The sequence below is a fragment of the Pseudomonas spartinae genome (assembly GCF_965197125.1).
Taxonomy (GTDB): Bacteria; Pseudomonadota; Gammaproteobacteria; order Pseudomonadales; family Pseudomonadaceae; genus Aquipseudomonas; species Aquipseudomonas composti_A.
Map to the genome: position 1 here is coordinate 40967 of NZ_CBDAMB010000009.1, position 21012 is coordinate 61978.

The following is a 21012-nucleotide window of genomic DNA, read 5'->3' on the forward strand; positions in this document are numbered from 1 at the left end:
GCACAAGGTTGTCCTATGCCTGCACCGCTCCTGACCCGCTGTACGCTGCTCTGTAGCCTGCTACTGCCGTTGTCTGGAGTGGCTGCGGAGCTGTATCGCTATGTCGATAACAAGGGCGTGACGGTGCTCAGTCGTCAGGGCGTGCCGCCGGAACTCATCGGCAAGGGTTACGAGGTGCTCAACGATCAGGGCCGGGTAGTACGAGTGATTCCGCCTGCGCCGACGCCGGAAGAGTTCGCCCGCATGCAGGCGGACAAGGTTCGCGCCAGCAACGATGCCCAACTGCTGCGCCTGTACACCAATCTCGATGATGTCGACCGCGCCCGCGAACGCAAGCTGTCCGAGCTCGACGGCGTCACCAGCGTCGCTCGCGGCAATCTGCAGTCGGTGCGTACCCAGCAGGCCAACCTGCAAAGCCAGGCCGCCGATCATGAGCGCGCCGGGCGCCAGGTGCCGGAACACCTGCTGGCGCAGATCAACAACCTCAAGGAAGAGCAGCAGCGTCTGTTGCGAGATATCGCCCGTTACAAGGACGCGCGCGCCCAGGCGGAGGCCAGTTTCGCCGCTGATCGCGCACGTCTGGCGGAGTTGTTCGGCGAGCCGCAGAGCAAACCCTGACGTTCAGCCCTGCGGCGCAACCTTCTCGACGTTCTCGATCTTTTCCCTGAGCCACTGCGCCAGCGCTGCGCTGCGGCGTGTCGCGCCATCAGCGTGTACATAGACGATTTCACCGCTGGTCAGCAGCTCGCCGTCGCGCGGATGGCCCGAGTATGCGCATCGCTATGTTTGCCAAGCCCTCTCCCGCGAGCGGGAGAGGGGCATCAGAAGGCCGCGTAGCGGCCGCTGTTAAGGGCGCTTGCGATTGCTGATCATGGTGCCGTTGCCGACATCGGTGAAGATTTCCAGCAGCACCGCATTGGGCACACGGCCATCGATGATGTGCGAGCTGGTCACGCCACCCTGCACGGCTTCCAGGGCGCATTTGATCTTCGGCAGCATGCCGCCGTAGATGGTGCCGTCGGCGATCAGCTCGTTGACCTGCTCGGTGTTCAGGCCGGTCAGTACGTCACCCTGCTTGTTCATCAGGCCGGCGATGTTGGTCAGCAGCATCAGCTTCTCGGCTTTCAGCGCCTCGGCCACCTTGCCGGCCACCAGGTCGGCGTTGATGTTGTAGGACTCGCCGTCCGGGCCGACCCCGATGGGCGCGATGACCGGGATGAAGTCGCCCTTGACCAGCATGTTGAGCAGGTCGGTGTTGACCCCGGTGACTTCGCCGACATGGCCGATATCGATGATTTCCGGCTGGGTCATCTCCGGCGTCTGGCGGCTGACCTTGAGCTTCTTCGCGCGGATCAGGCAGGCGTCCTTGCCGGTCAGGCCAATGGCGCTGCCGCCATGCTGGTTGATCAGGTTGACGATGCTCTTGTTGACCTGCCCGCCGAGTACCATTTCCACCACATCCATGGTGGCGGTGTCGGTGACGCGCATGCCATCGATGAAGTGGCTCTCGATGCTCAGGCGTTTGAGCAGATCACCGATCTGCGGGCCGCCACCGTGTACCACCACCGGGTTGATGCCGACTGCCTTCATCAGCACGATGTCACGGGCGAAGCCCTGCTTGAGCTCCTCGCTTTCCATGGCGTTGCCGCCGTACTTGATCACCAGGGTCTTGCCGACGAAGCGGCGGATATAGGGCAGGGCTTCGGACAGTACCTTGGCAACCTGGGCGGCGGCGTCACGCTCGAGGGTCATGCAGGGGCTCCTGGAACAAATAGGTCAAAAGGGCAGTTGCAGGTCGGGGGCGACCTTGAGCAGTTGCGCGCGGAACACGTCCTGGATGCGCTCCAGCTCTTCCTGGGTTTCGGCTTCGAAGCGCAGCACCAGCACCGGTGTGGTGTTGGAGGCGCGGATCAGGCCCCAGCCCTTGGGATAGTCGACGCGTACACCGTCGATGCTGGTGATGTTCGCCTCGCCCCACTGGCCTTCACGCTGCAGGCGTTCGATCATGCCGAACTTGGTCTGCTCGGTGACCTTGATATTGATTTCCGGCGTGGAAATGTCGTTGGGGAAGGCGCTGAACACCTGCTCGGCGTTGCGCTTTTCGAGGCTGAGAATTTCCAGCAGACGGGCCGCGCTGTAGATACCGTCGTCGAAACCGTACCAGCGCTCCTTGAAGAAAATGTGGCCGCTCATTTCGCCGGCCAGCAGGGCGCCGGTTTCCTTCATCTTCTTCTTGATCAGCGAGTGGCCGGTCTTCCACATCACCGGGCGACCGCCATAGCCGCTGATCAGCGGGGTCAGGCGACGGGTGCATTTGACGTCGAAGATGATGTCGGCGCCAGGGTTGCGCGAGACCACGTCCTTGGCGAACAGCATCAGCAGGCGGTCCGGATAGACGATGTTGCCGGTGTTGGTCACCACGCCGACGCGGTCGCCGTCGCCGTCGAAGGCCAGGCCCAGGTCGGCGTTCTCGGATTTGACGCGGGCGATCAGGTCGACCAGGTTCTCCGGCTTGCCCGGATCCGGGTGGTGGTTGGGGAAGGTGCCATCCACTTCGCAGAACAGCGGAATCACGCTGCAGCCCAGGGCTTCGATCAGTTGCGGGGCGATCACGCCGGCGGCGCCGTTGCCGCAGTCCACCACCACCTTGAGCGGCTTGGCCAGGGCAATGTCGTCGCGGATGGTCTTGAAGTACTGCGGCAGCACGTCGACCTGCTGCACGCTGCCGACGCCGCTGGCCAGGTCGTTGTTGTCCAGGCGGCTCTTCAGCGCGAGGATCTGCTCGTTGGCCAGGGTGTCGCCAGCGATGATGATCTTGAAGCCGTTGTAGTCCGGCGGGTTGTGGCTGCCGGTGAGCATCACGGCCGAGCGGCCTTCCAGCACGTTGGCGGCGAAGTACACCACCGGGGTTGGCACCATGCCGATATCGGTGACTTCGCAGCCGCAGTCGAGTAGGCCTTGCACGAGCTGTTGCAGCAGTTCCGGGCCGGACAGGCGACCGTCACGGCCGACGATGACCTTGGGTTCGCCCTGGGCCAGGCTTTGCGAACCGATGGCGCGGCCAATCCAGTAGGCGTATTCGGCGGTCAGGGTGTCACCGACCACGCCACGAATGTCGTAGGCGCGGAAGATGTCGGCGGGAAGTTTCGGGGCGCTTTGGCTTTTGCTCATTGCGGGGCTCTGCTCCAGTCCCAGGAGATCCTGGTCTTCATCGAGAATGTCGATATCGAGGATATCGGTGTCCTGAAACAGCGGGTCGACCAGCTCGGCCGGTTTGGCGGCCGGCTGAGCGGCGGGGGCCGCTGCTGTTCCTTTAACGGGGGTACTGCTGCCTTCAGGGCTGCTACGACGCGGCAGTCTCGCCAGGCTCTGGGCCAGGACATCGAGCGCCGGGACGCTGAGGCTGAAGGCTTTGACGTTCTTACCGGCAGAGAGTTCTTTGAGCATCTGCCCAAGCTGCTGGGCATCGCCATTGACGCGCCGTTGCAGGGCACCCTGCACCAGAATCAGGCCGATCAGGGCGCCGCCGAGCGCCAGCAATGCCGCAAGGCCGAGCAGCGGTAGCGGAAGGCCGCCCCCTGTCAGGCCGGGACCCGGGCTGAAGCTGAGCTTCCAGTAGGGGTTGCCGGTGGTGAAGGTCTGCGTAGTCCCCTCGCCTGGTTGGCCGCGTTGCAGCAGGATTTGTGCCGGAGTGTTGGCGAACTGCTGCACCAGCTGCACCTGGCCGTACTCGGCAGGAAGCGCCGGCAGGGCTGCGAGCAGGCGTTGCAGGTCGAACGCCAGCATGAGCGTGCCCTGGGGCGGTTGGCTGTCGCTGGTGCGCAGCACCACGGCGTTGTAGGCCAACCAGCGTTTGCCGACGCGATAGGCTTCGACAGCCGGCTGCTGACCGCTTTCGGCGCGGCGCAGCATATCCAGGCCGGCGAAGTTCATCGGCGCGGCGCGCGAGGTGTTCTGGACGGCTTCGCCACGGCGATTGAGGTGGGCATCGATCACGCCATCCCAATAGCCTAGGCGCCGTTCCGCTTCGCTGACCTGCAGGTTGTCGCCGCTTTGCAGTGCCTGCAGCAGTTCCGGGTTGCGCGCCGCCGCGAGGCTGTCGGCCTGCAGTTGCTTGAGTGCCTGTTGCACTGCAGCGGCCTGGTTGCTGCCGATGGCCTGGGTCAGTTCGGCCTGGCGCGCCTGGCTGCCGCTGCTGTCGGCGAACCACAGCAGTGCGCCCCCTGCGCCGACGCCAAGCAGTGCGGCCAGCAGGCCAGGCAGGAGAGGGCCCAGCGAGGGTTGGGCGGCCTTGCTCCTGGACTTGCTCGGCGCCGGGCTGGCGGCAGTGTCGGCTTCCTTGGCGCTACGCTTGAAGAGTTTCACGTCGGTGCTCCTCGGCGGGTCGTCCTACGGTGGGATGAGTCAGTGGCTACCGGAGTGGCCAAAGCCACCTGCGCCACGTTGGGTCTCGTCGAACTGTTCGACCAATTCGAAGTGCGCCTGCACCACGGGCACCAGTACCAGCTGCGCGATACGCTCGCCGATGGCGATGGTGAACGGCGTCTGGCCACGGTTCCAGCACGACACCATCAGCTCGCCCTGGTAGTCCGAATCGATCAGGCCGACCAGGTTGCCGAGGACGATGCCGTGTTTGTGGCCGAGCCCCGAGCGCGGCAGGATCATCGCCGCCAGGCCGGGGTCGCCGATGTAGATCGACAGGCCGGTGGGAATCAGCACGGTCTGGCCCGGCTCGAGGACGATCTCCTCCTTGAGCATGGCGCGCAGGTCGAGGCCGGCGGAGCCGGGCGTGGCGTACTGCGGCAGCGGGAATTGTTGGCCGAGGCGGGGGTCGAGGATCTTGGCTTGCAGAGCGTGCATGGTCAGTTCTTGTTCAGTCGTTCGGCGATAAGGGTGATCAACTGGCGGGCGATCTTGCCCTTGCTGGTCTGGGCGAAGCTGGTTGGCTGCAACCCACGGTCGATCACGGTGATGGCGTTCTCTTCACTATTGAAGCCGATGCTGGGGTTGGCCACATCATTGGCGACGATCAGGTCGAGATTCTTGTCGCGCAGCTTGCGCGAGGCGTATTCCAGCAGGTTCTCGGTTTCGGCGGCGAAGCCCACGCTGAACGGGCGATCCTCACGGCCGGCGATGGTGGCGAGAATATCCGGGTTGCGCACCATTTGCAGGAGCATGCCTTCGCCGCTGGTGGGGTCTTTCTTCAATTTGTGCTGCGCGACCACTTCCGGGCGATAGTCGGCCACCGCTGCGGCGGCGATCAGCACGTCGCAGGGCATCGCGGCTTCGCAAGCGGCGAGCATGTCACGGGCACTGACCACGTCGATGCGGCTGACCCGGTCCGGCGTCGGCAGGTGCACCGGGCCGCTGACCAGCGTCACGCGCGCGCCAGCTTCGGCTGCGGCCTCGGCCAGGGCGAAGCCCATCTTGCCGGAGCTGTGGTTGGTGATGTAACGCACCGGGTCGATGTTTTCCTGAGTCGGCCCGGCGGTGATGAGGATGTGCAGACCATCGAGTGCCTGGCGCTGGAAGCAGTCGGCGGCCAGCAGGGCCAGGTCGTTGGGTTCGAGCATGCGGCCGAGGCCGACATCGCCGCAGGCCTGGCTGCCGGATGCCGGGCCGAACAGGCGCATACCGCGCTGCTGCAGCAGGTCGAGATTGGCCTGGGTGGCGTCGTCGCGCCACATGGCCTGGTTCATTGCCGGCGCCAGTGCGACGGGGGCGTCGGTGGCCAGGACCAGAGTGGTCAGCAGGTCGTTGGCCACGCCCTGGGCCAGTCGCGCGATCAGGTCGGCGGTGGCCGGGGCGATCAGGATCAGGTCGGCCCAGCGCGCCAGCTCGATATGGCCCATCGCCGCTTCGGCGGCCGGGTCGAGCAGATCGAGATGCACGGGGTGGCCGGAGAGGGCCTGCAGGGTCAGCGGGGTGATGAACTCGCGTCCGCCCTGGGTCATTACCACGCGGACTTCGGCGCCTTGATCCTTGAGTCGGCGAACCAGTTCGGCACTCTTGTAGGCAGCAATACCGCCCCCTACGCCGACAATGATGCGTTTGCGATACAGCCGCTGCATAGGCCTGCCTTTTATATACCGGTGGATGTGCGCCACGTGACCAACGCCTCCCCAGGCCGGCCCCGTGTAAAAAGATGGGCTACGATAGCACAGCGCCCGCAGCGGAACAGTGGGCGCCTGGCTCGACTAGGCACCTCTGAAAAACCTGGGGATGACAACGCAGGTAGTTTTTAGAGGCGCCGCACAAGGAGGTGTACATGAGCATTCGTGATTGGCCCGCGGCAGAGCGTCCGCGGGAGAAATTGCTGGAGCAGGGCGCCGCGTCGCTGACCGACGCCGAGCTGCTGGCGATCTTTCTGCGTACCGGGGTGACCGGCAAGAGTGCGGTGGACCTGGCGCGCTATCTGCTGAGCGAGTTCGGCAGCCTGAGGGCCCTGCTCGAAGCCGATCTGGCCGGCTTCAGCCAGCACCTCGGCCTGGGCCCGGCCAAATATGCGCAGTTGCAGGCGGTGCTGGAGATGTCGCGGCGCCACCTGGCCGAGCGCCTGCGCCGCGATTCCGCGCTGGAGAGCCCGCAGGCGGTGCGTGACTACCTCAAGGCGCAACTGCGTCACGAGCCGCATGAGGTGTTCGGCTGCCTGTTTCTCGACGCCAAGCACCGCGTGCTGGCCTTCGAGGTGCTATTTCGCGGCAGTATCGACAGCGCCAGCGTCTATCCCAGGCAGGTGGTCAAGCGAGCGCTGGGCAACAATGCCGCGGCCGTCATCCTCACCCATAACCACCCATCTGGCGTGTCGGAGCCCAGCCAGGCCGACCGCGTGCTGACCCAGCGGCTCAAGGACGCGCTGGCATTGGTCGAGGTGCGCGTGCTCGATCATTTCATCGTCGGCGATGGCGAGCCGCTATCGATGGCCGAGCTGGGCTGGATGTAGCTGGGACAGGCGCAGGGCGGGTGTACCCGCCGTTATCGATGCGGCGGGTTGCCCCCGCCCTGCGTGTCGTAGTCTGCCATCTGTAGGTTGGGCTTTAGTCCGCCACGATGGCGCCTTATGGTGCGATCTGCACCGAGGCGAAATTCTGCCGGCCGAAGGGGCTGACCTTGTAGCCCTCGACCTTCTCGCTGAGCAGGGCGAAGGCGGTGGGGTGGGCCAGCGGCACCCACAGCGCCTGCTCCTGAATGATCTTCTGCGCCTGATGATAGAGGCGGCTGCGCTCGGCCTGGTCGCTGCTGGCCTTGCCGTCCGCTATCAGCTTGTCCAGCGTTTCGTCGCAGTAGCGCGCGAAATTGAGGCCCGATTGCACCGAGGCGCAGGCGAATTGCGGGGTGAGGAAGTTGTCCGGGTCGCCGTTGTCGCCGGCCCAGCCCATGAACAGCAGGTCATGCTCGCCGGCCTTGGCGCGGCGGATCAGCTCTCCCCATTCGATCACGCGGATCTCGGCGTCGATGCCGATCTTGGCCAGGTCAGCTTGTAGCAACTGCGCGCCGAGACTGGGGTTGGGGTTGAGCAGGCTGCCGCTCGGGCGCGTCCAGATGGTGGTCTTGAAGCCGTCCTTCAGGCCCGCTTCGGCCAGCAGGGCGCGGGCCTTTTCCGGCTCATGGGCGTAGCCGGGCAGTTCGCTGGCATAGCTCCAGGTGTTCGGCGGGTAGGGGCCGTTGGCCGGCTCGGCGCTGCCTTCGAACACGGCCTTGACGTAGCTGGCCTTGTCGAACGCCAGGTTGATCGCCTGGCGCACCTGCGGCTTGTCGAGCGGCGCATGCTGGCTGTTGATGCCGACGAAGGCGGTCATGAAGGCGGCGGTCTGCGCGCTTTTCAGCTTGGCGTCGTCGGCGATGGCCTGTACGTCCTGCGGTTTCGGCGACAGGGCGATCTGGCATTCGCCGCGGCGCAGCTTCTGCAGGCGCACGTTGCTGTCCGGGGTGATGGCGAAGATCACCCGGTCCACACCCGGTTTGCCGGCGAAGTACTCCGGGTTGGCGCGGTAGCGCACCACCGCGTCTTTCTGGAAGCGCTCGAAGACGAACGGGCCGCTGCCCACCGGCGCGCTGTTGAGTTTCTGCGGGGTGCCGGCGGCCATCAGCTGGTCGGCATATTCGGCCGAGTAGATCGATGCGAACCCCATGCTCAGGGTGGCAAGGAAGGTGGCGTCGCGTCGGTTCAGGGTGATGCGCACGCTGTGCGCATCCGGCGCCTCGACCTTGGCGATCAGGCTCGGCCACTGCATCGACTGGGCGTGTGGATAACCGCTGGTGGCGACTGCATGCCAGGGGTGCTGCGGATCGAGCATGCGCTGGAAGCTGAACAGCACGTCCTGGGCGTCCAGGTTACGGCTGGGCGTGAAGTCTGCGCTGTGGTGAAATTGCACGTCGTCGCGCAGGCTGAAGTCGTAGGTCAGGCCGTCTGCGGAGATCGACCAGCTGCTTGCCAGGCTCGGCAGCAGCTTGCCCTGCTCGGCGTCGAACTCCACCAGGCGATTCATCAGCATGTCGGCCGAGGCGTTGGTGGTGGTCAGCGAGTTGTACTGCACCACGTCGAAACCCTCCGGACTGGCTTCGGTGCAAACGCTGAGGGTGGCGGCCTGAGCCAGAATCGGGGTGCACAGCAGAGTGGCGAGCAACAGGCGCATGGTTGATTCCTCATTCCTGGCGTTGACGGCAAGCTTGCAACCCTAGTCGATTTGTCGGGCGCTGAATACCTGGGCGAGGCGACGAGCGGTCGAATCTTGATCAGGCCCCCAGGGGCCGGTCCCTGGCCGGTCTGCTGGCCCGGGCTTGTGTTTTATCCTGCAGTTTTCCTTGTTGCTCCCTGGGCTTTCTGGTATAAAGCAGCGCTCTTTTCTAGGGGCCCGGTTCTTGCGCTATCCAGTGCGCCCGGTAAGACCCTCGAGAAACGCGGCGCTGAGCGCCAATGACATTGAGTTTAAGCGGCCAACCCATGCCGGGTTGGGCATGTGGTTTTAGAGGGCTGAGGCATGTCGAGAGTCTGTCAAGTTACCGGTAAGGGTCCGGTAACCGGGAACAATATTTCCCACGCAAACAACAAAACCCGTCGTCGTTTCCTGCCGAACCTGCAGCACCATCGCTTCTGGGTCGAGTCCGAGAAGCGCTTCGTGCGTCTGCGCGTATCTGCCAAGGGCATGCGTGTCATCGACAAACGTGGCATCGACGTAGTGCTGGCTGAGCTGCGCGCTCGCGGCGAAAAGGTTTAAGGAGAGAGTCATGCGTGAACTGATCCGTTTGGTGTCCAGCGCCGGTACCGGCCACTTCTACACCACCGACAAGAACAAGCGCACCACCCCCGACAAGATCGAAATCAAGAAATTCGATCCGGTCGTACGCAAGCACGTGATGTACAAGGAAGCCAAGATCAAGTAATTGATCGGCTACCTGTCGAAGAAGCCCGCCTCTATGGCGGGCTTTTTTGTTGCCTGCGTTTCTGCTGTTCTCGCGTGCGCGGGGCGGCGCGACCATTGGTCGCGGTTGTTTCATTGGCAACTCGACCTTCTGTTACTTACGTCACAAAAGCCCCCGGTTTAGACTGCGGCGTTGCCGTGGACCTGACTCATCCATCAGCTTTTTGGTGGATTTGGGCACATGCAGTTCGGGCACTCTCCGTTCGTCATTTGCCCAGAGGCTTGCATGACTGCTTCAGCTCATTGTGTGGAAGTTCTGATCGCCGAGGCTGACCCCTGGACCTCCAACCTGTTGCAGCAGCTGGTGCTCGATGTGCGCGGCGATGCTCGCGTGTTGCAGGTCAGCGATGGCCAGGCGGCACTGGCGCGCTGCAAGCGCCGCCTACCTGATCTGGTGATTGCCGATGGCGAGTTGCCTGGGCTCGATGGTCTGGAGCTGCTGCGTCAGCTGCGCCGTCACCCGCGTACGCCGGCACTGCCGTTCGTGCTCATCAGTGGTCGCCTGGATGCCAGCAGTGTGCGCGCTGCGCGACCACTGGCGCCGAGTGCTTACCTGGCCAAACCCTTCAATGCCGAAAGCCTGCGTCAGCGCTTGCAGGCCCTGTTGCCTTCGCCTGCGTCAGCGATGGTGGTGCGCCAGCCGCTGCTGGTGAACGAGCTGCGCGACTTTCTCGATACCTTGCGTGAAGAGGGGCAGGGCGCGCCGCTGCTCAGCGATGTGCGCAATGCGGTCAGTCAGGGGCTGCAGTCCGGCGAACAGGACCTGGGCGAGCTGGAGGCGGTGTTCGGTAGCGACCCGCAGATCACCGCGTTGTTGATCGCTGCGGCCAGTAGCGCTGCGCAGCATCAGGGCGCGCCCTGCCATACCCTGACTCAGGCGCTGCATCGCCTGGGTGTGGCGCGCACGCTGAACCTGGTGCTGGGCCTGGCGGTGCAGCGCAACGCACAGCTGCGTGATCCGCGCCTGGCCGAGCTGGCCAGCCACGCCTGGCAACAGGCGCGGCGCAGTGCCGATCTGGCGCGCTGGCTGGCGTTGGAGCTGAAGCTGGATGCCGAACTGTGTTACACCGCCGGCCTGCTGCACAACCTGGGGGAGCTGGCGCTGCTGCGCAGCCTGCAGGATTGGCTGGAAGCCGGCGGTGAGTTGAGCAACGAGCAGATCGAGCAGACCATGCAGCGCAGGGCGGCGAGCTTCGGTTCGGCCTTGCGTATTCGCTGGCGTCTGCCATTCGGTCTGCGCGAGCTGATCGCAGCGTTCTACGGCCTGGGCAGCGGCGTTTTCTCACGCGAGGCACTGGTGCTCAACCTCAGCGGCCTGCTGCTGGCGCTGCCGGCCCGCGAATCGCCGACGAGCCTGGTCGAGGCGCGCTGCGTACGCATGCTGCGTCTGCATCCGGCGCTGCTCGAACGTCTGCCTGCGGAGCTCTATCAGGCTTCCTGAGTGCCGTGGCGACGGGCGTCGTCGGCCAACTGCCGCAAGGGTTGCGGACGGCCGACGAAGTAGCCCTGGGCGTAGTCGATACCGAGGCGGCGCAGGCAGTCCAGGCTGGCCTGGGTCTCGACGAATTCGGCAACGGTGAGCAGTCCCAGTTGCCCGGCGATCTGGCGCATCGAGCCGACCATGGCCTGGTTGATCGGGTCGTGCTCGATGCCGCTGATGAAACTGCCGTCGATCTTGAGAATGTCCAGCGGCAGGTGGCGCAGGTAGGCGTAGGACGCAAAGCCGCTGCCGAAGTCATCCAGTGCGACCTTCAGCCCCTTGCTGCGCAGCGTCTCGATCCACTGGGCGGAGACGCCCAGCTCGCCCAGGGCGACCATTTCGGTCACTTCGATACACAGCTTGCCGGGCGGCAGGCCGTAGCGCTGCAGTTCGTCCTGCAGCAGGCGATGGAAGTTGCAGTCGAGCAGCGAGCTGGCGCTAAGGTTGACGTTTACCTGGGCCAGCTGCGCCAGGTGCCGCGGGTTGGCGGCCAGCCAGGCGCACAGGTGCTGGACCACCCAGCGGTCGATGGCGCCGAGAAAGTCGTAGCGCGCCGCCGCATCGAGAAACTGCGCCGGGCTGATCCACTCGCCGCTCTGCGGATCGCGATAACGCAGCAGTACTTCGTAATGCAGGCCGCTGGTGGTGCTTTGCAGCGCCTGGACCGGCTGGAAGAACAGCTCGAAATGACCGCGCTCGGTGGCTTCGCGCAGGCGGGTGATCCATTGCAGTTGGCGCTGATGTTCGAGCAGCGCACCGTCAGCCGGGTTGAACTGCTGCACGCGGTTGCGGCCTTGATGCTTGGCCAGCTGGCTGGCGCTGCTGGCCCAGTTCAGCGCGGTTTCCCAGTCGCTGACGCCGGAGCTGAGGGCCAGCATGCCGATACTGGCGTGCAGGCGAAACGGCCGTCCCTGCCAGGTGAAGACGAACTGCTCGACGGCGCGGCGCAGTTGCTCGGCCTGGCTCAGCGCGGCTTCGTCATCGACTTCGCACAGGAGAATGGCGAATTCATCGCCGCCGACGCGGGCCAGCTCGGCATGACGGGCAAGCTGATGCAGCAGTTGGCTGGCCAGCTGCTTCAGCAGTTGGTCGCCTGCTGAGTGGCCGAACAGGTCGTTGACCTGCTTGAAGCGATCCAGCCCCAGCAGCAGCAAGTGGCTGAAGCGCCGTTTGGCCGTGCCGTTGAGGGTTTCCGAAAGCAGTCTTTCCAGCTCGCGACGGTTCAGCAGGCCGGTCAGGGCGTCGTGGGCGGCCAGCTGTTGCAGGCGTTCTTCCAGCGCGCGGCGCTCGCTGAGGTCGACCACGATGCCTTCGATGAACTCCTGATGCGGGCGCAGGTGCAGTGACAGGTAAACCCAGCGGGGCCGCTGTTCGAGGTCGTACAGCTGGCACTCGCAGCTGACCGCGCCGGTCTGCACGTCGAGCTGCAACAGCAGCCAGCGCCATTGGGTTTCCCCCACCAGGCTTTGCAGGGACAGTTTGCTGAGGTCGTCCGGCAGGGTTTCGCTACCGAGCAGGCGCGCCAGGCTCGGGTTGGCCTCACTCAGGCGGCCGTCGCGATGGCAGCGGAAGATGCCTTCGCCGCTGTGACGGAACAGCGCCTGGTACTGCTCCAGATTGTCGATGGCCTGTTCCTGGCTGCTCAGCAGCACACGGCGCACCCGCTCCAGCTGTTTGTCGAGCAGGGCGCCGAACAGCAGCATGCTCATGGCCGGCAAGTAGGCGTACAGCGCATAGAATCCGCCGGGCAGCGGGATCAGCCCGGCGCGGCTCAGCGGCACCAGCAGCATCAGCACCAGTGCGGCGCTCCAGCACAGCAGGTAGCCAGGTGCATAAGGGCGCCGCTGATAGACGCCGAGGATCATCAGCAGCAGCTGATACAGCCCGGTGGCCAGCGTCAGCAGATTGAGGATCTGGTAGGCCTGAGGGTGATCGACGAAGACGCCGCCAAGGCTGACCAGCAAGGTGGCCGCGAACAAGGCGTCGCGCAGCCAGCGCAGGCGCCCCAGGCGCAGGCCCAGGGCGCTGGCGATGAACAACGAGCTGAAGATCATCATCCCGGCGGTGGGCAGATTGATCAGCAACTTGGGCAGCAGCGGCCACTGCGGCCAGAGCAGCCCGGCCAGGTTGTACAGGCTGGCGTTGTAGAGCGCCACGCACAATGAGGTGAGGCTGAAGTAGGCCAGCTGCGCTTCGCGCAGGGTGCTGTACTTGACCAGATAGAACAGCGCCAGGGCCAGCAGCGCGCCAATCAACAGGCCGCTCTGCAGCCAGCTGTGGGCGATCAGTTGCTGACCCTGCGCGGCACCGACCACCTGCAGCGGCAGGTTGATCGCCGAATGGCTCTGCACACGCAGCAGCAGGCTGTGCGGGCCTTGGCCCAGGCGCGGCAGGTTGAGGAGAAACTGCGGGTAGGGCTCGCCGCGCTCGGCGAATGGACGAGTGGCCCCGCTGTACAGGGGGGCGAGCGGGGTGTCACCGTCGAACAGCCAGATTTCCAGGTCGTCGAGGAAGGTCTGGCCGATGATCAGTTGCAGGCGTTCGGCCGGAGGCGTTTGCAACTGCACGGCCAGCCACCAGGCGCTGCGCGTGTAGCCGATGCGTGCGGTGCCCTGCACCTCATGGCCTTGCTCGCGGATGCGTTGCAGCACCTCGCTGGCCGTCAGTTGGCCGCTGGGGTCTTCCAGCACCAGGCTGCGCTCGATACTCACTGGCTCGGCCAGGTCGGCTGCACCGAGCTTTAGCAGAGGCAGCGCGCCAGCTGCCCAGGCCGGTAGAGCGCAGGCCAGGCACAGCAGAAATAGCAGTGAGCGAAACGGGTGGAGCATCCAGAGCGCCTCATGGCTACTACGAGGGCGCCGAAGTCCGGTGGACGCGTCCCCTTGTGGGGAGCGCTCGGGCGCTTGAGGATTCTAGCCGACTGCTGGCGGGATGATTGCGTTGCGAGTCTCATCTGCCAGGATGGCGCGACGAATGACTGCTTGGCCGAGACGGCGGCGCACCGCTGCGCCGCGCTCGGGCAATGCTCAGGCGGTCTGCGTGCGCCCCTCTCTGGATTTTTGCTGGCGCGTCCAGCGATTGGCGCGGGCGAAGGTGCCGAAGTCGTTGAAGCGCACCCCCATCTCGCGCATCACCCGGTGGGCGAAGGGCACCGTCAGTTGGCGAATGTAGAAGGGCTCCTTGACCACGAAATGGTGGATCGCGTGGCTGCTGCCGAAGTTGAAGCAGAAGGCTTGCAGCGGCCACAGCCACCAAGGATTGAGCACCTGGGTCTGCTGGATCACGTTGCCCGGCTCGACGTCTCCGTAGTAGTGCATGTTGGAGCTGACGAAGTGCAGGCAGAAGGTGCGCAGCACGTTGGGACCTACCAGCACCACCACGGCAACGTTCACCACGGCCATCACCTTCAGGGTGCCGGCCGACCAGGTGATGGGAGCGCCGAGCGCGGCACTGGCCCAGTCCAGCAGATGGAAGCCGAGAAACAGGTACCAGGTCGCCCAGTTGAGCAGGCCCAGCGGCGCGTAGACCTTTAGCGTGCGGGTGAGGATCAGCCTGCGGTGTTGCGGGGTCTTCGCGCGCAGCCAGCGGATGAGCGAGCTCATCATGTTGTCACCGACCATCAGCAGGCGCGCGATGCCCCAGGGTTCACCGTTGGTGATGGCGCGCTCCTCCGTGTCCGCTTCGCTGCCGGACACCTTGTGGTGGTTCAGGTGCAGATGGCGGCGTACCCAGGGGTTGATGGTGCTGGGCCGCGCCAGCCAGACCAGCGCCATCATCAGGTTGTGCGGCAGCGCTCGCTTGCGGAAATACATCGAGTGGATCAGGTCGTGCTCCAGCTCATGAGTCAGCGAGGCGAAGAACGCATTGAGCAGCAGGCACGCCCACCAGGGTAGGTAATCGCCGATATACAGCGCCGCCGAAGCGAACATGCCGAGCAGGGCGAAGGCCAGAATACCGGCGCCCAACGCGTCCTGATGCTGCAGGATCGGATAGCGCTGACGCAGGGTGTTGCCATGGGCCATCACCTGTTCACGGATATAAGCGGCGCGTTGCTGGTCATTAAGGCTTGCGGGAGAGGGCGACATGCCGACATCCTCTTGTTATCGGGTTGTGACTTCACTGTGCCGTGACGGTCGTCAGAGCGCCCGACCGTGCACGCCAACCTGCCTACCGGATACGCCAATCTGCATGACCGCCGAACCCTCAACCCTGGCCAGCTGGACCCGCGCCCTGCGCAAGCAGCTCGATGCGCTTGGCCTGGACAGCGCAGAGCTGTGCCGCCAGGCGGGGCTCGATCCGGCAGCGCTCGACGACCCCAACGCGCGCTGCCCGCTGTCGTTGACCACACGCCTGTGGCAGTTGGCAGTGGCCGCCAGTGGTGACCCCGCGCTGGGGTTGAAGACCTCGCAGTTCGTCAGCCCGACCACCTTCCATGCCCTGGGCTATGCGCTGGTTGCCAGCAGTAGCCTGCGCGAGATGTTCGAGCGCATCGTGCGCTATCACCGCGTGGTCAGTGATGCGCTGCAGCTGGAGCTGTGCGCGCTGGAGGAGGTCTACGAATTTCGTTTTCGTATACCGCCAGGCAGTCCGGCGCCCGCACCTGAAGCGCTGGATGCCTTCGCCGCGATCTACGTGCGCAGTTGCCGGAATCGTCTGAGCCGCGACTTCTCGCCATTGCTGGTGCGGCTGCAACGACCTCGGCCAGCCGACCCGACGCCGTGGCAGGCGGTATTTCGCGCGCCTGTGCAGTTCGATGCCGAGGAGAGCCTGCTGCGTTTCCCTCGCGCCGCCTTCGAGCAACGCCTGGACGATGGCAACCCGGAGCTTGCCGAACACAACGAGGCGGTGCTCAGGCGCAACCTCCAGCAACTGCAGGCCGCCAGTTGCAGCGAGCGGGTGCGCGCTTGCCTGGAGGCACAGTTGCCGGATGGCGAGCCGTCCGCCGAGCGCATCGCCCAGGCCCTGCACCTGAGCCTGCGCAGCTTGCAGCGCCACCTCGCCGAGGAGGGCAGCAGTTATGAGCAGTTGCTGGGTGATACACGCCACGCCCTGGCGCTACGGCACATGCGCGACCCGCGCTGCTCGATCAGTGAAGTTGCCTATCTACTCGGCTTCAGCGACAGCAGCAGCTTCGGCCGAGCCTTCAAACGCTGGACCGGCCAGACGCCGAGCCAATACCGCGACGGATTCAAGAACGCATGACCCAGTACGACCTGATCCTGGCCGGGGCCGGCCATGCCCACCTTGGTGTGCTGCGCCGCTGGGCACTGGTGGAGCGTCCGCCGGGGCGTATCGCCTTGCTCAGTCCTGGCCCGGAAGCCTGGTACGCCGGCATGCTGCCCGGGCTGATCAGCGGCCGTTTCAGTGCGGCGGACTGCCGGGTTGAACTGCAGCCGCTGTGCCGGGCGGCCAAGGTCGACCTGATCGAAGGCGAGATCGCCTCGCTCGATGCCGATGCGCGCATCCTGAACTTGGGCGACGGCCGCCAGCTGCAGGGTGAGTGGTTGTCGCTCAACGTGGGGGCCGGTATGGCCATTCCACCGCAGCAGGGAGATGGCATGCAGGTACTGGCGGCCCGCCCCATCGAGCGCTTGCTCGAGGGCTGGCAGCAGTGGCAGGCCGAGCCGCGGCGCATGGCGATTCTCGGCGGTGGCGCCGGTGGTGTGGAGCTGTCTCTGGCGCTGGCCGACAAGGTACCGGCGCTGGCGCTGTTCTGCGGCGGCTCCTTGCTCGACGGGCTGGCGCCGGGGCTGCGGCTGCGTGCGCTGGGGCACCTGCGCCAGCGCGGCGTGCAGGTGCGCGAGTATTGTCCGATCGGGCGTATCGAGGATGACTGGTTGCTCAGCGGCGACGAGCCGGTCTGGCGCGGGCGGCGCCTGCTGCTGGCCAGTGGCGCACGGCCCTGGCTCTGGCTGACGGCCAGTGAGCTGGCCAAGGACGCCGCCGGTTTCGTCGCCATCCGCCCGACTCTGCAGTGCGAGTCCCATGCGCAGATCTTCGCCGTTGGCGATTGCGCCAGCCTCGATGGCATGCGTCGCAGTGGGCGCTTCGCCGTACGCCAGGCGCCCGTGCTTGCCGCCAATCTGCATGCCGCGTTGCATGAGCGGCCACTGCAACATTACCGGGCGCAGTGGCAGAGTCTGGCGCTGTTGGCCACTGGCGATGGTGGCGCCTTGCTCGGTTGGCACGACTGGAGTGCTGGCGGCCAGCTTTACGGGCATTGCAAGGATTGGCTGGACCGGCGTTTCGTCAAACGCCATCGCATGGCCGGCTAGCCTGCCGTTGAGGCCAAAGCCAGCGCGGTTTTGCAACCGTTTGCTAATGCCACCCGATTAGGCGTCGATACAGTGGCTGGGTCCCTGGCAAAGACTGCGCTGGAGGCCTGTTTGCGCTCGGCCTGCCAAAGGTTGACCGTCTAATTTCGTGGCAGTGTGCTACCAAAGTTTTATGGTGCTGGCGCTTCCAAGCTGCTCGAATCCCGGTCATGGTGCCCGTTCTGCATACGCTGATTTTTCGTCGGGCCTGTCGTACACGTAGCCTGCTGCCCAGGTTGCGTGGGATATTCAAGGAGAGAACCCGCCGTGACCCCGTCCGCCTACAGCGCCTCGCCGCGCACCAGAACAAGAACTCTGAGGTCGGTCATGCAAGCTGCCTTTGTCCGTTCCCCCGTTGCCTGTCTTCTTCACGCCCTGGGGCTGGCCGCGCTGATGCTGGTCTACCAGCAGGTGCAACTGCCGGTCTATGTCAGCGTGGTGTCCTTCCTGTTGCTGGCCTTATGGCCCTGGCTCGGGCCGTGGCAGCGCCGCGACGAGCCGGAGCACGCTGCCCAGCAGAGCCTGGGCGGCGACTTCGTCGAGCTCAGCCGTGGGCTGTCGCGACACACCTGCCACAACGCGCTGTCGGCCGCCAAGGTGGCCCATGCCGTCAAGCACCTGGCCGAGCGCCTGCAGTCGCAACTGGCGGCGGTGCAGCAGGTCAGCCAGGCGGCCGAAGCCATTACCTATACCGAGCAGGACAGCGCCACCCGCGCCGAGCACACCCTGGCCGCTGCGCAGCATGTGCGGGCCGCCAGCGCCGATGGCCAGGCCGAGCTCAACCAGGCCATCGAGCGCATGCAGCAGCTCAGCGCCCAGACCCTGGCCAGTCGTGAGCTGATCGACGGGCTCGGCAGCCGCACCGAACAGATCGAACAGGTCACCCAGGTGATTCAGTCCATCGCCAGCCAGACCAACCTGCTGGCGCTCAACGCGGCCATCGAGGCAGCCCGCGCCGGTGAGATGGGCCGCGGGTTCGCGGTGGTCGCTGACGAGGTGCGCAACCTCGCTGCACGCACCGCCAGTGCCACCGAGGAAGTCAGCCAGATGATCGCCGACATCCGCCAGCAGAGCACGGCAGTGGTCGCCCATATCCAGCGCCAGAGCGTCGAGCTGGAGCAGGCGGCGCGCCAGGTCGAGACGGCCGGTAGTGGCCTGCACGGCATTGCCGAGCAGGCCGAGGAAGTCGAGCAACAGGTGGCGCAGATCAGCGCCGGTACGGCAGACAACCACCAGCGCCTGGCCAGCCTGTCGGCGGCTGCCTTGCAATTGCAGGACGATGTGCAGGGCAGCGAAGGGCAGACGCGGCAACTGGCCGATGCTGCCGAGCAACTGGTCGGCCAGGCCGAGACCGTCAGCGAGCAGCTCGCCGAAGTGGGCCTGGATGACTACCACCAGCGTGCCTATGACCTGGCCCGCGAAGGCGCAGCGGCCATCGCGGCGCAATTCGAAGACGATCTGCAGGCCGGTCGCATCAGCCTCGACGATCTGTTCGACCGCCACTACCAGCCGATTGCCGGCACCCACCCGCAGAAGTACCGCACGCGCTTCGACCAGTATGCCGACCAGGTGCTGCCGGCCTTGCAGGAACCCTTGCTCAAGCGCCATGAGGGGTTGGTTTTCGCCATTTCCACCACGCCGGAAGGCTATGTGCCGACCCATAACGCCGCCTTCAACCATCCGCCCAGCGGTGACCCGGCGGCAGACGCCACCCGCAGCCGTGGCAAGCGCCTGTTCAATGACCGAACCGGCATCCGCTGCGGCAGCCACACGCAGGCGCTGCTGCTGCAGACCTACATGCGCGATACTGGTGAGCTGATGCACGACCTGTCGGTGCCGATCATGGTGCAGGGCAAGCATTGGGGCGGCTTGCGCCTGGGCTACAAGCCGGAGCCATAGGGCCACCGTGCGCGCCGTCACTGCGTGGGTGGCGCGGTTTGAGCGGCGGTACGCCACGGCCTCCTGCCGCTCGGCGTGGTTTGAATCGGCACGATTGTTTAGCTAGCGCATAACCAAGCGTATGAAAAACCCGATTTAACGCACGTCAAACCCTGTGCGACGCTGCCAAGCCATGAGTTCCCCGGTCTGCCACGTCCATGTTCTACCGCACCGCGCGCCTGCGCGGCGGCGCCTGCTGGAGCGGCTCAACCCCCTGCTGACCATCATCCTCGCCTTCTGGGCGTTGTGGCATTGCCGCCACGCGCGCCCGCCGGACGTCGTCCCCGCCCGCTGAATACCGATGGCTGCGCCATGCCCGCAGCTACTGCTATCACCTTGTCTGCCTGTGCAACCTGTTCAAGAATCGAACGGGCCGTGCGGACACCGAGCGCCCAACTGGCGCAAGCGAGCGCAACATGACGACTTTCGCCCCCGTGCAGGAAGCTCAGGACTTCCTGGCGAACAATCCCGATATCGAGTTGATCGAGCTGTTCATCCTCGACGCCAATGGCGTGCCGCGCGGCAAGCTGCTGCACCGCGAGGAGCTGTTGGCGCTGTACCGCAGCGGCCGGCCGCTGCCGAGCACCATGCTCGGCCTGTCCATCCAGGGCGAGGACGTCGAGGATTCCGGCCTGGTCTGGGAGGTGGGCGATATCGACTGTCGCGCCTATCCGCTGCCTGGCAGCCTGGTGCGCCTGCCCTGGCGGCAGATGCCCACCGCCGCCGTGCAGGTGTCGATGCATCCCACCGAAGGCCTGCCGGCCACGCCGGCCGACCCACGCCAGCTGCTGATCCGCGTGATCGAACAGCTCGAAGCCGAGGGCTATTACCCGGTGATGGCCTGCGAGCTGGAGTTCTACCTGCTCGATCAGAAGCGTGATGCCCAGGGCCGCCCGCAGCCGGCGCTGGATGCCGATGGCGGTCGCCCACGGCAGACTCAGGTCTACGGCCTGCGTGAGCTGGAGCAGATCGAGCCCTTCCTGCGTGATCTCTATGCTGCCTGCAAGGCCCAGGGTATTCCCGCGCGCACGGCGATTTCCGAGTACGCCCCCGGCCAGGTGGAGATCACCCTGGAACATGGCCCGGTACTGGCGGCGATGGATCAGGCGGTGCGCTACAAGCGCCTGGTCAAGGGCGTGGCCCATGCCCACGGCATGCAGGCCTGCTTCATGGCCAAGCCCTTCGATCACCTAGCCGGTACCGGCATGCACATGCATGTCAGCCTGGCCGATGCGCAGGGCAACAATCTGTTCGCCAGTGAAGATCCGGCCGGCACGCCGCTGCTACGTCAGGCGGTCGGCGGCATGCTCGCCAGCCTGCTCGACTCGCTGCTGCTGTTCTGCCCCAACGCCAATTCCTACCGGCGCTTCCAGGCCAACAGCTACGCGCCGCTGGCGCCGACCTGGGGCGTGGACAACCGTACCGTCAGCCTGCGCGTGCCCGGTGGCCCGGCGAGCACCCGGCATGTCGAGCACCGCATCTGCGGCGCCGATGCCAACCCCTATCTGGCTGCGGCGGCGATTCTCGCCGGGATTCACCGTGGCATGCGTGATCGCCTCGACCCCGGCGCACCGGTGGAGGGTAACGGTTACACCCAGGCCACGACCCTGCTGCCGACCGAATGGCTGGTGTCGATCCAGGCGCTGGAGCGCTCCAGCTGGGCGCGCGATGCCTTCGGCGCGGACTTCCTCAAGGTCTTTCTCGCGGTCAAGCGTGCCGAGTACCGCCAGTTCATGGGCGAGGTCGGCGAGCAGGATTGGCGCTGGTACCTGAGCAACGCCTGATTGAACAGCATCGCGGCTGAAGCCGCTCCTACGCATGCTTGACCCGTAGGAGCGGCTTCAGCCGCGATCCCAGA

16 protein-coding genes are annotated in these 21012 nt (G+C 65.4%); 9 read left to right on the plus strand and 7 right to left on the minus strand.

Annotation, left to right across the window (positions count from 1 at the left end; genetic code table 11):
* Window positions 1-15: 15 nt before the first annotated feature.
* The gene (locus ACN8M7_RS18900; RefSeq protein WP_061238321.1) at window positions 16-618 is read left to right on the plus strand and encodes a DUF4124 domain-containing protein; all 603 of its coding nucleotides are present in this window, start codon (window positions 16-18) and stop codon (window positions 616-618) included.
* 228 nt (window positions 619-846) lie between these two features.
* Here the strand turns inward: ACN8M7_RS18900 and argB are convergent, their stop codons facing one another.
* The 4 genes from argB to coaBC all read right to left on the minus strand — a co-directional run bounded on the left by argB (window position 847) and on the right by coaBC (window position 6071).
* Complete coding sequence (gene argB, locus ACN8M7_RS18905) at window positions 847-1752, minus strand: acetylglutamate kinase (RefSeq protein ID WP_061238322.1); 906 nt, start codon at window positions 1750-1752, stop codon at window positions 847-849.
* A 24-nt stretch (window positions 1753-1776) separates the two neighbouring features.
* On the minus strand, window positions 1777-3171 hold the full coding sequence (algC, locus tag ACN8M7_RS18910; protein ID WP_197432149.1) for a phosphomannomutase/phosphoglucomutase: 1395 nt from the start codon (window positions 3169-3171) through the stop codon (window positions 1777-1779).
* Between the two features lie 1233 nt (window positions 3172-4404).
* Entirely contained in the window at window positions 4405-4860 is a 456-nt protein-coding gene (dut, locus tag ACN8M7_RS18915; RefSeq protein ID WP_061238324.1) for a dUTP diphosphatase, read from the minus strand.
* Between the two features lie 2 nt (window positions 4861-4862).
* A complete protein-coding gene (coaBC, locus tag ACN8M7_RS18920; protein WP_061238325.1) occupies window positions 4863-6071 on the minus strand; it encodes a bifunctional phosphopantothenoylcysteine decarboxylase/phosphopantothenate--cysteine ligase CoaBC in 1209 nt (402 codons plus the stop codon).
* 197 nt (window positions 6072-6268) lie between these two features.
* On the opposite strand from coaBC, the gene radC reads away from it, so the two are divergent.
* Complete coding sequence (gene radC, locus ACN8M7_RS18925) at window positions 6269-6943, plus strand: RadC family protein (protein ID WP_061238326.1); 675 nt, start codon at window positions 6269-6271, stop codon at window positions 6941-6943.
* A 115-nt stretch (window positions 6944-7058) separates the two neighbouring features.
* Here the strand turns inward: radC and ACN8M7_RS18930 are convergent, their stop codons facing one another.
* Entirely contained in the window at window positions 7059-8636 is a 1578-nt protein-coding gene (locus tag ACN8M7_RS18930; RefSeq protein WP_061238327.1) for an ABC transporter substrate-binding protein, read from the minus strand.
* A 345-nt stretch (window positions 8637-8981) separates the two neighbouring features.
* Here ACN8M7_RS18930 and rpmB point away from each other — a divergent pair, with 345 nt between their 5' ends.
* From rpmB to ACN8M7_RS18945, 3 genes are all read left to right on the plus strand, one after another.
* On the plus strand, window positions 8982-9218 hold the full coding sequence (rpmB, locus tag ACN8M7_RS18935; RefSeq protein ID WP_003242523.1) for a 50S ribosomal protein L28: 237 nt from the start codon (window positions 8982-8984) through the stop codon (window positions 9216-9218).
* 10 nt (window positions 9219-9228) lie between these two features.
* Complete coding sequence (gene rpmG, locus ACN8M7_RS18940; protein ID WP_003464575.1) at window positions 9229-9384, plus strand: 50S ribosomal protein L33; 156 nt, start codon at window positions 9229-9231, stop codon at window positions 9382-9384.
* Window positions 9385-9648: 264 nt separating this feature from the next.
* On the plus strand, window positions 9649-10863 hold the full coding sequence (locus tag ACN8M7_RS18945) for an HDOD domain-containing protein (RefSeq protein WP_490261768.1): 1215 nt from the start codon (window positions 9649-9651) through the stop codon (window positions 10861-10863).
* On the opposite strand, the gene ACN8M7_RS18950 is transcribed toward ACN8M7_RS18945, so the two are convergent.
* Window positions 10851-13730: an EAL domain-containing protein gene (locus tag ACN8M7_RS18950; RefSeq protein WP_490261769.1), complete on the minus strand. Its 2880-nt coding sequence runs from the start codon at window positions 13728-13730 to the stop codon at window positions 10851-10853. The genes ACN8M7_RS18945 and ACN8M7_RS18950 overlap by 13 nt on opposite strands.
* A 198-nt stretch (window positions 13731-13928) precedes the next feature.
* Window positions 13929-14987, minus strand: a complete 1059-nt coding sequence (locus ACN8M7_RS18955) for a fatty acid desaturase (RefSeq protein WP_490261770.1) — start codon at window positions 14985-14987, stop codon at window positions 13929-13931.
* Window positions 14988-15090: 103 nt separating this feature from the next.
* Here ACN8M7_RS18955 and ACN8M7_RS18960 point away from each other — a divergent pair, with 103 nt between their 5' ends.
* The 4 genes from ACN8M7_RS18960 (at window position 15091) to ACN8M7_RS18975 (ending at window position 20938) form a co-directional block, all read left to right on the plus strand.
* The gene (locus tag ACN8M7_RS18960; RefSeq protein ID WP_490261771.1) at window positions 15091-16104 is read left to right on the plus strand and encodes an AraC family transcriptional regulator; all 1014 of its coding nucleotides are present in this window, start codon (window positions 15091-15093) and stop codon (window positions 16102-16104) included.
* The gene (locus tag ACN8M7_RS18965; protein ID WP_490261772.1) at window positions 16101-17177 is read left to right on the plus strand and encodes an FAD-dependent oxidoreductase; all 1077 of its coding nucleotides are present in this window, start codon (window positions 16101-16103) and stop codon (window positions 17175-17177) included. The genes ACN8M7_RS18960 and ACN8M7_RS18965 overlap by 4 nt, the downstream gene beginning before the upstream one ends.
* A 432-nt stretch (window positions 17178-17609) precedes the next feature.
* On the plus strand, window positions 17610-19115 hold the full coding sequence (locus ACN8M7_RS18970; RefSeq protein ID WP_490261871.1) for a methyl-accepting chemotaxis protein: 1506 nt from the start codon (window positions 17610-17612) through the stop codon (window positions 19113-19115).
* Window positions 19116-19570: 455 nt separating this feature from the next.
* Window positions 19571-20938 carry a glutamine synthetase family protein gene (locus tag ACN8M7_RS18975; protein ID WP_490261773.1) on the plus strand — a complete coding sequence of 456 codons (1368 nt, stop codon included), beginning with the start codon at window positions 19571-19573 and terminating at the stop codon, window positions 20936-20938.
* Window positions 20939-21012 lie beyond the last annotated feature (74 nt).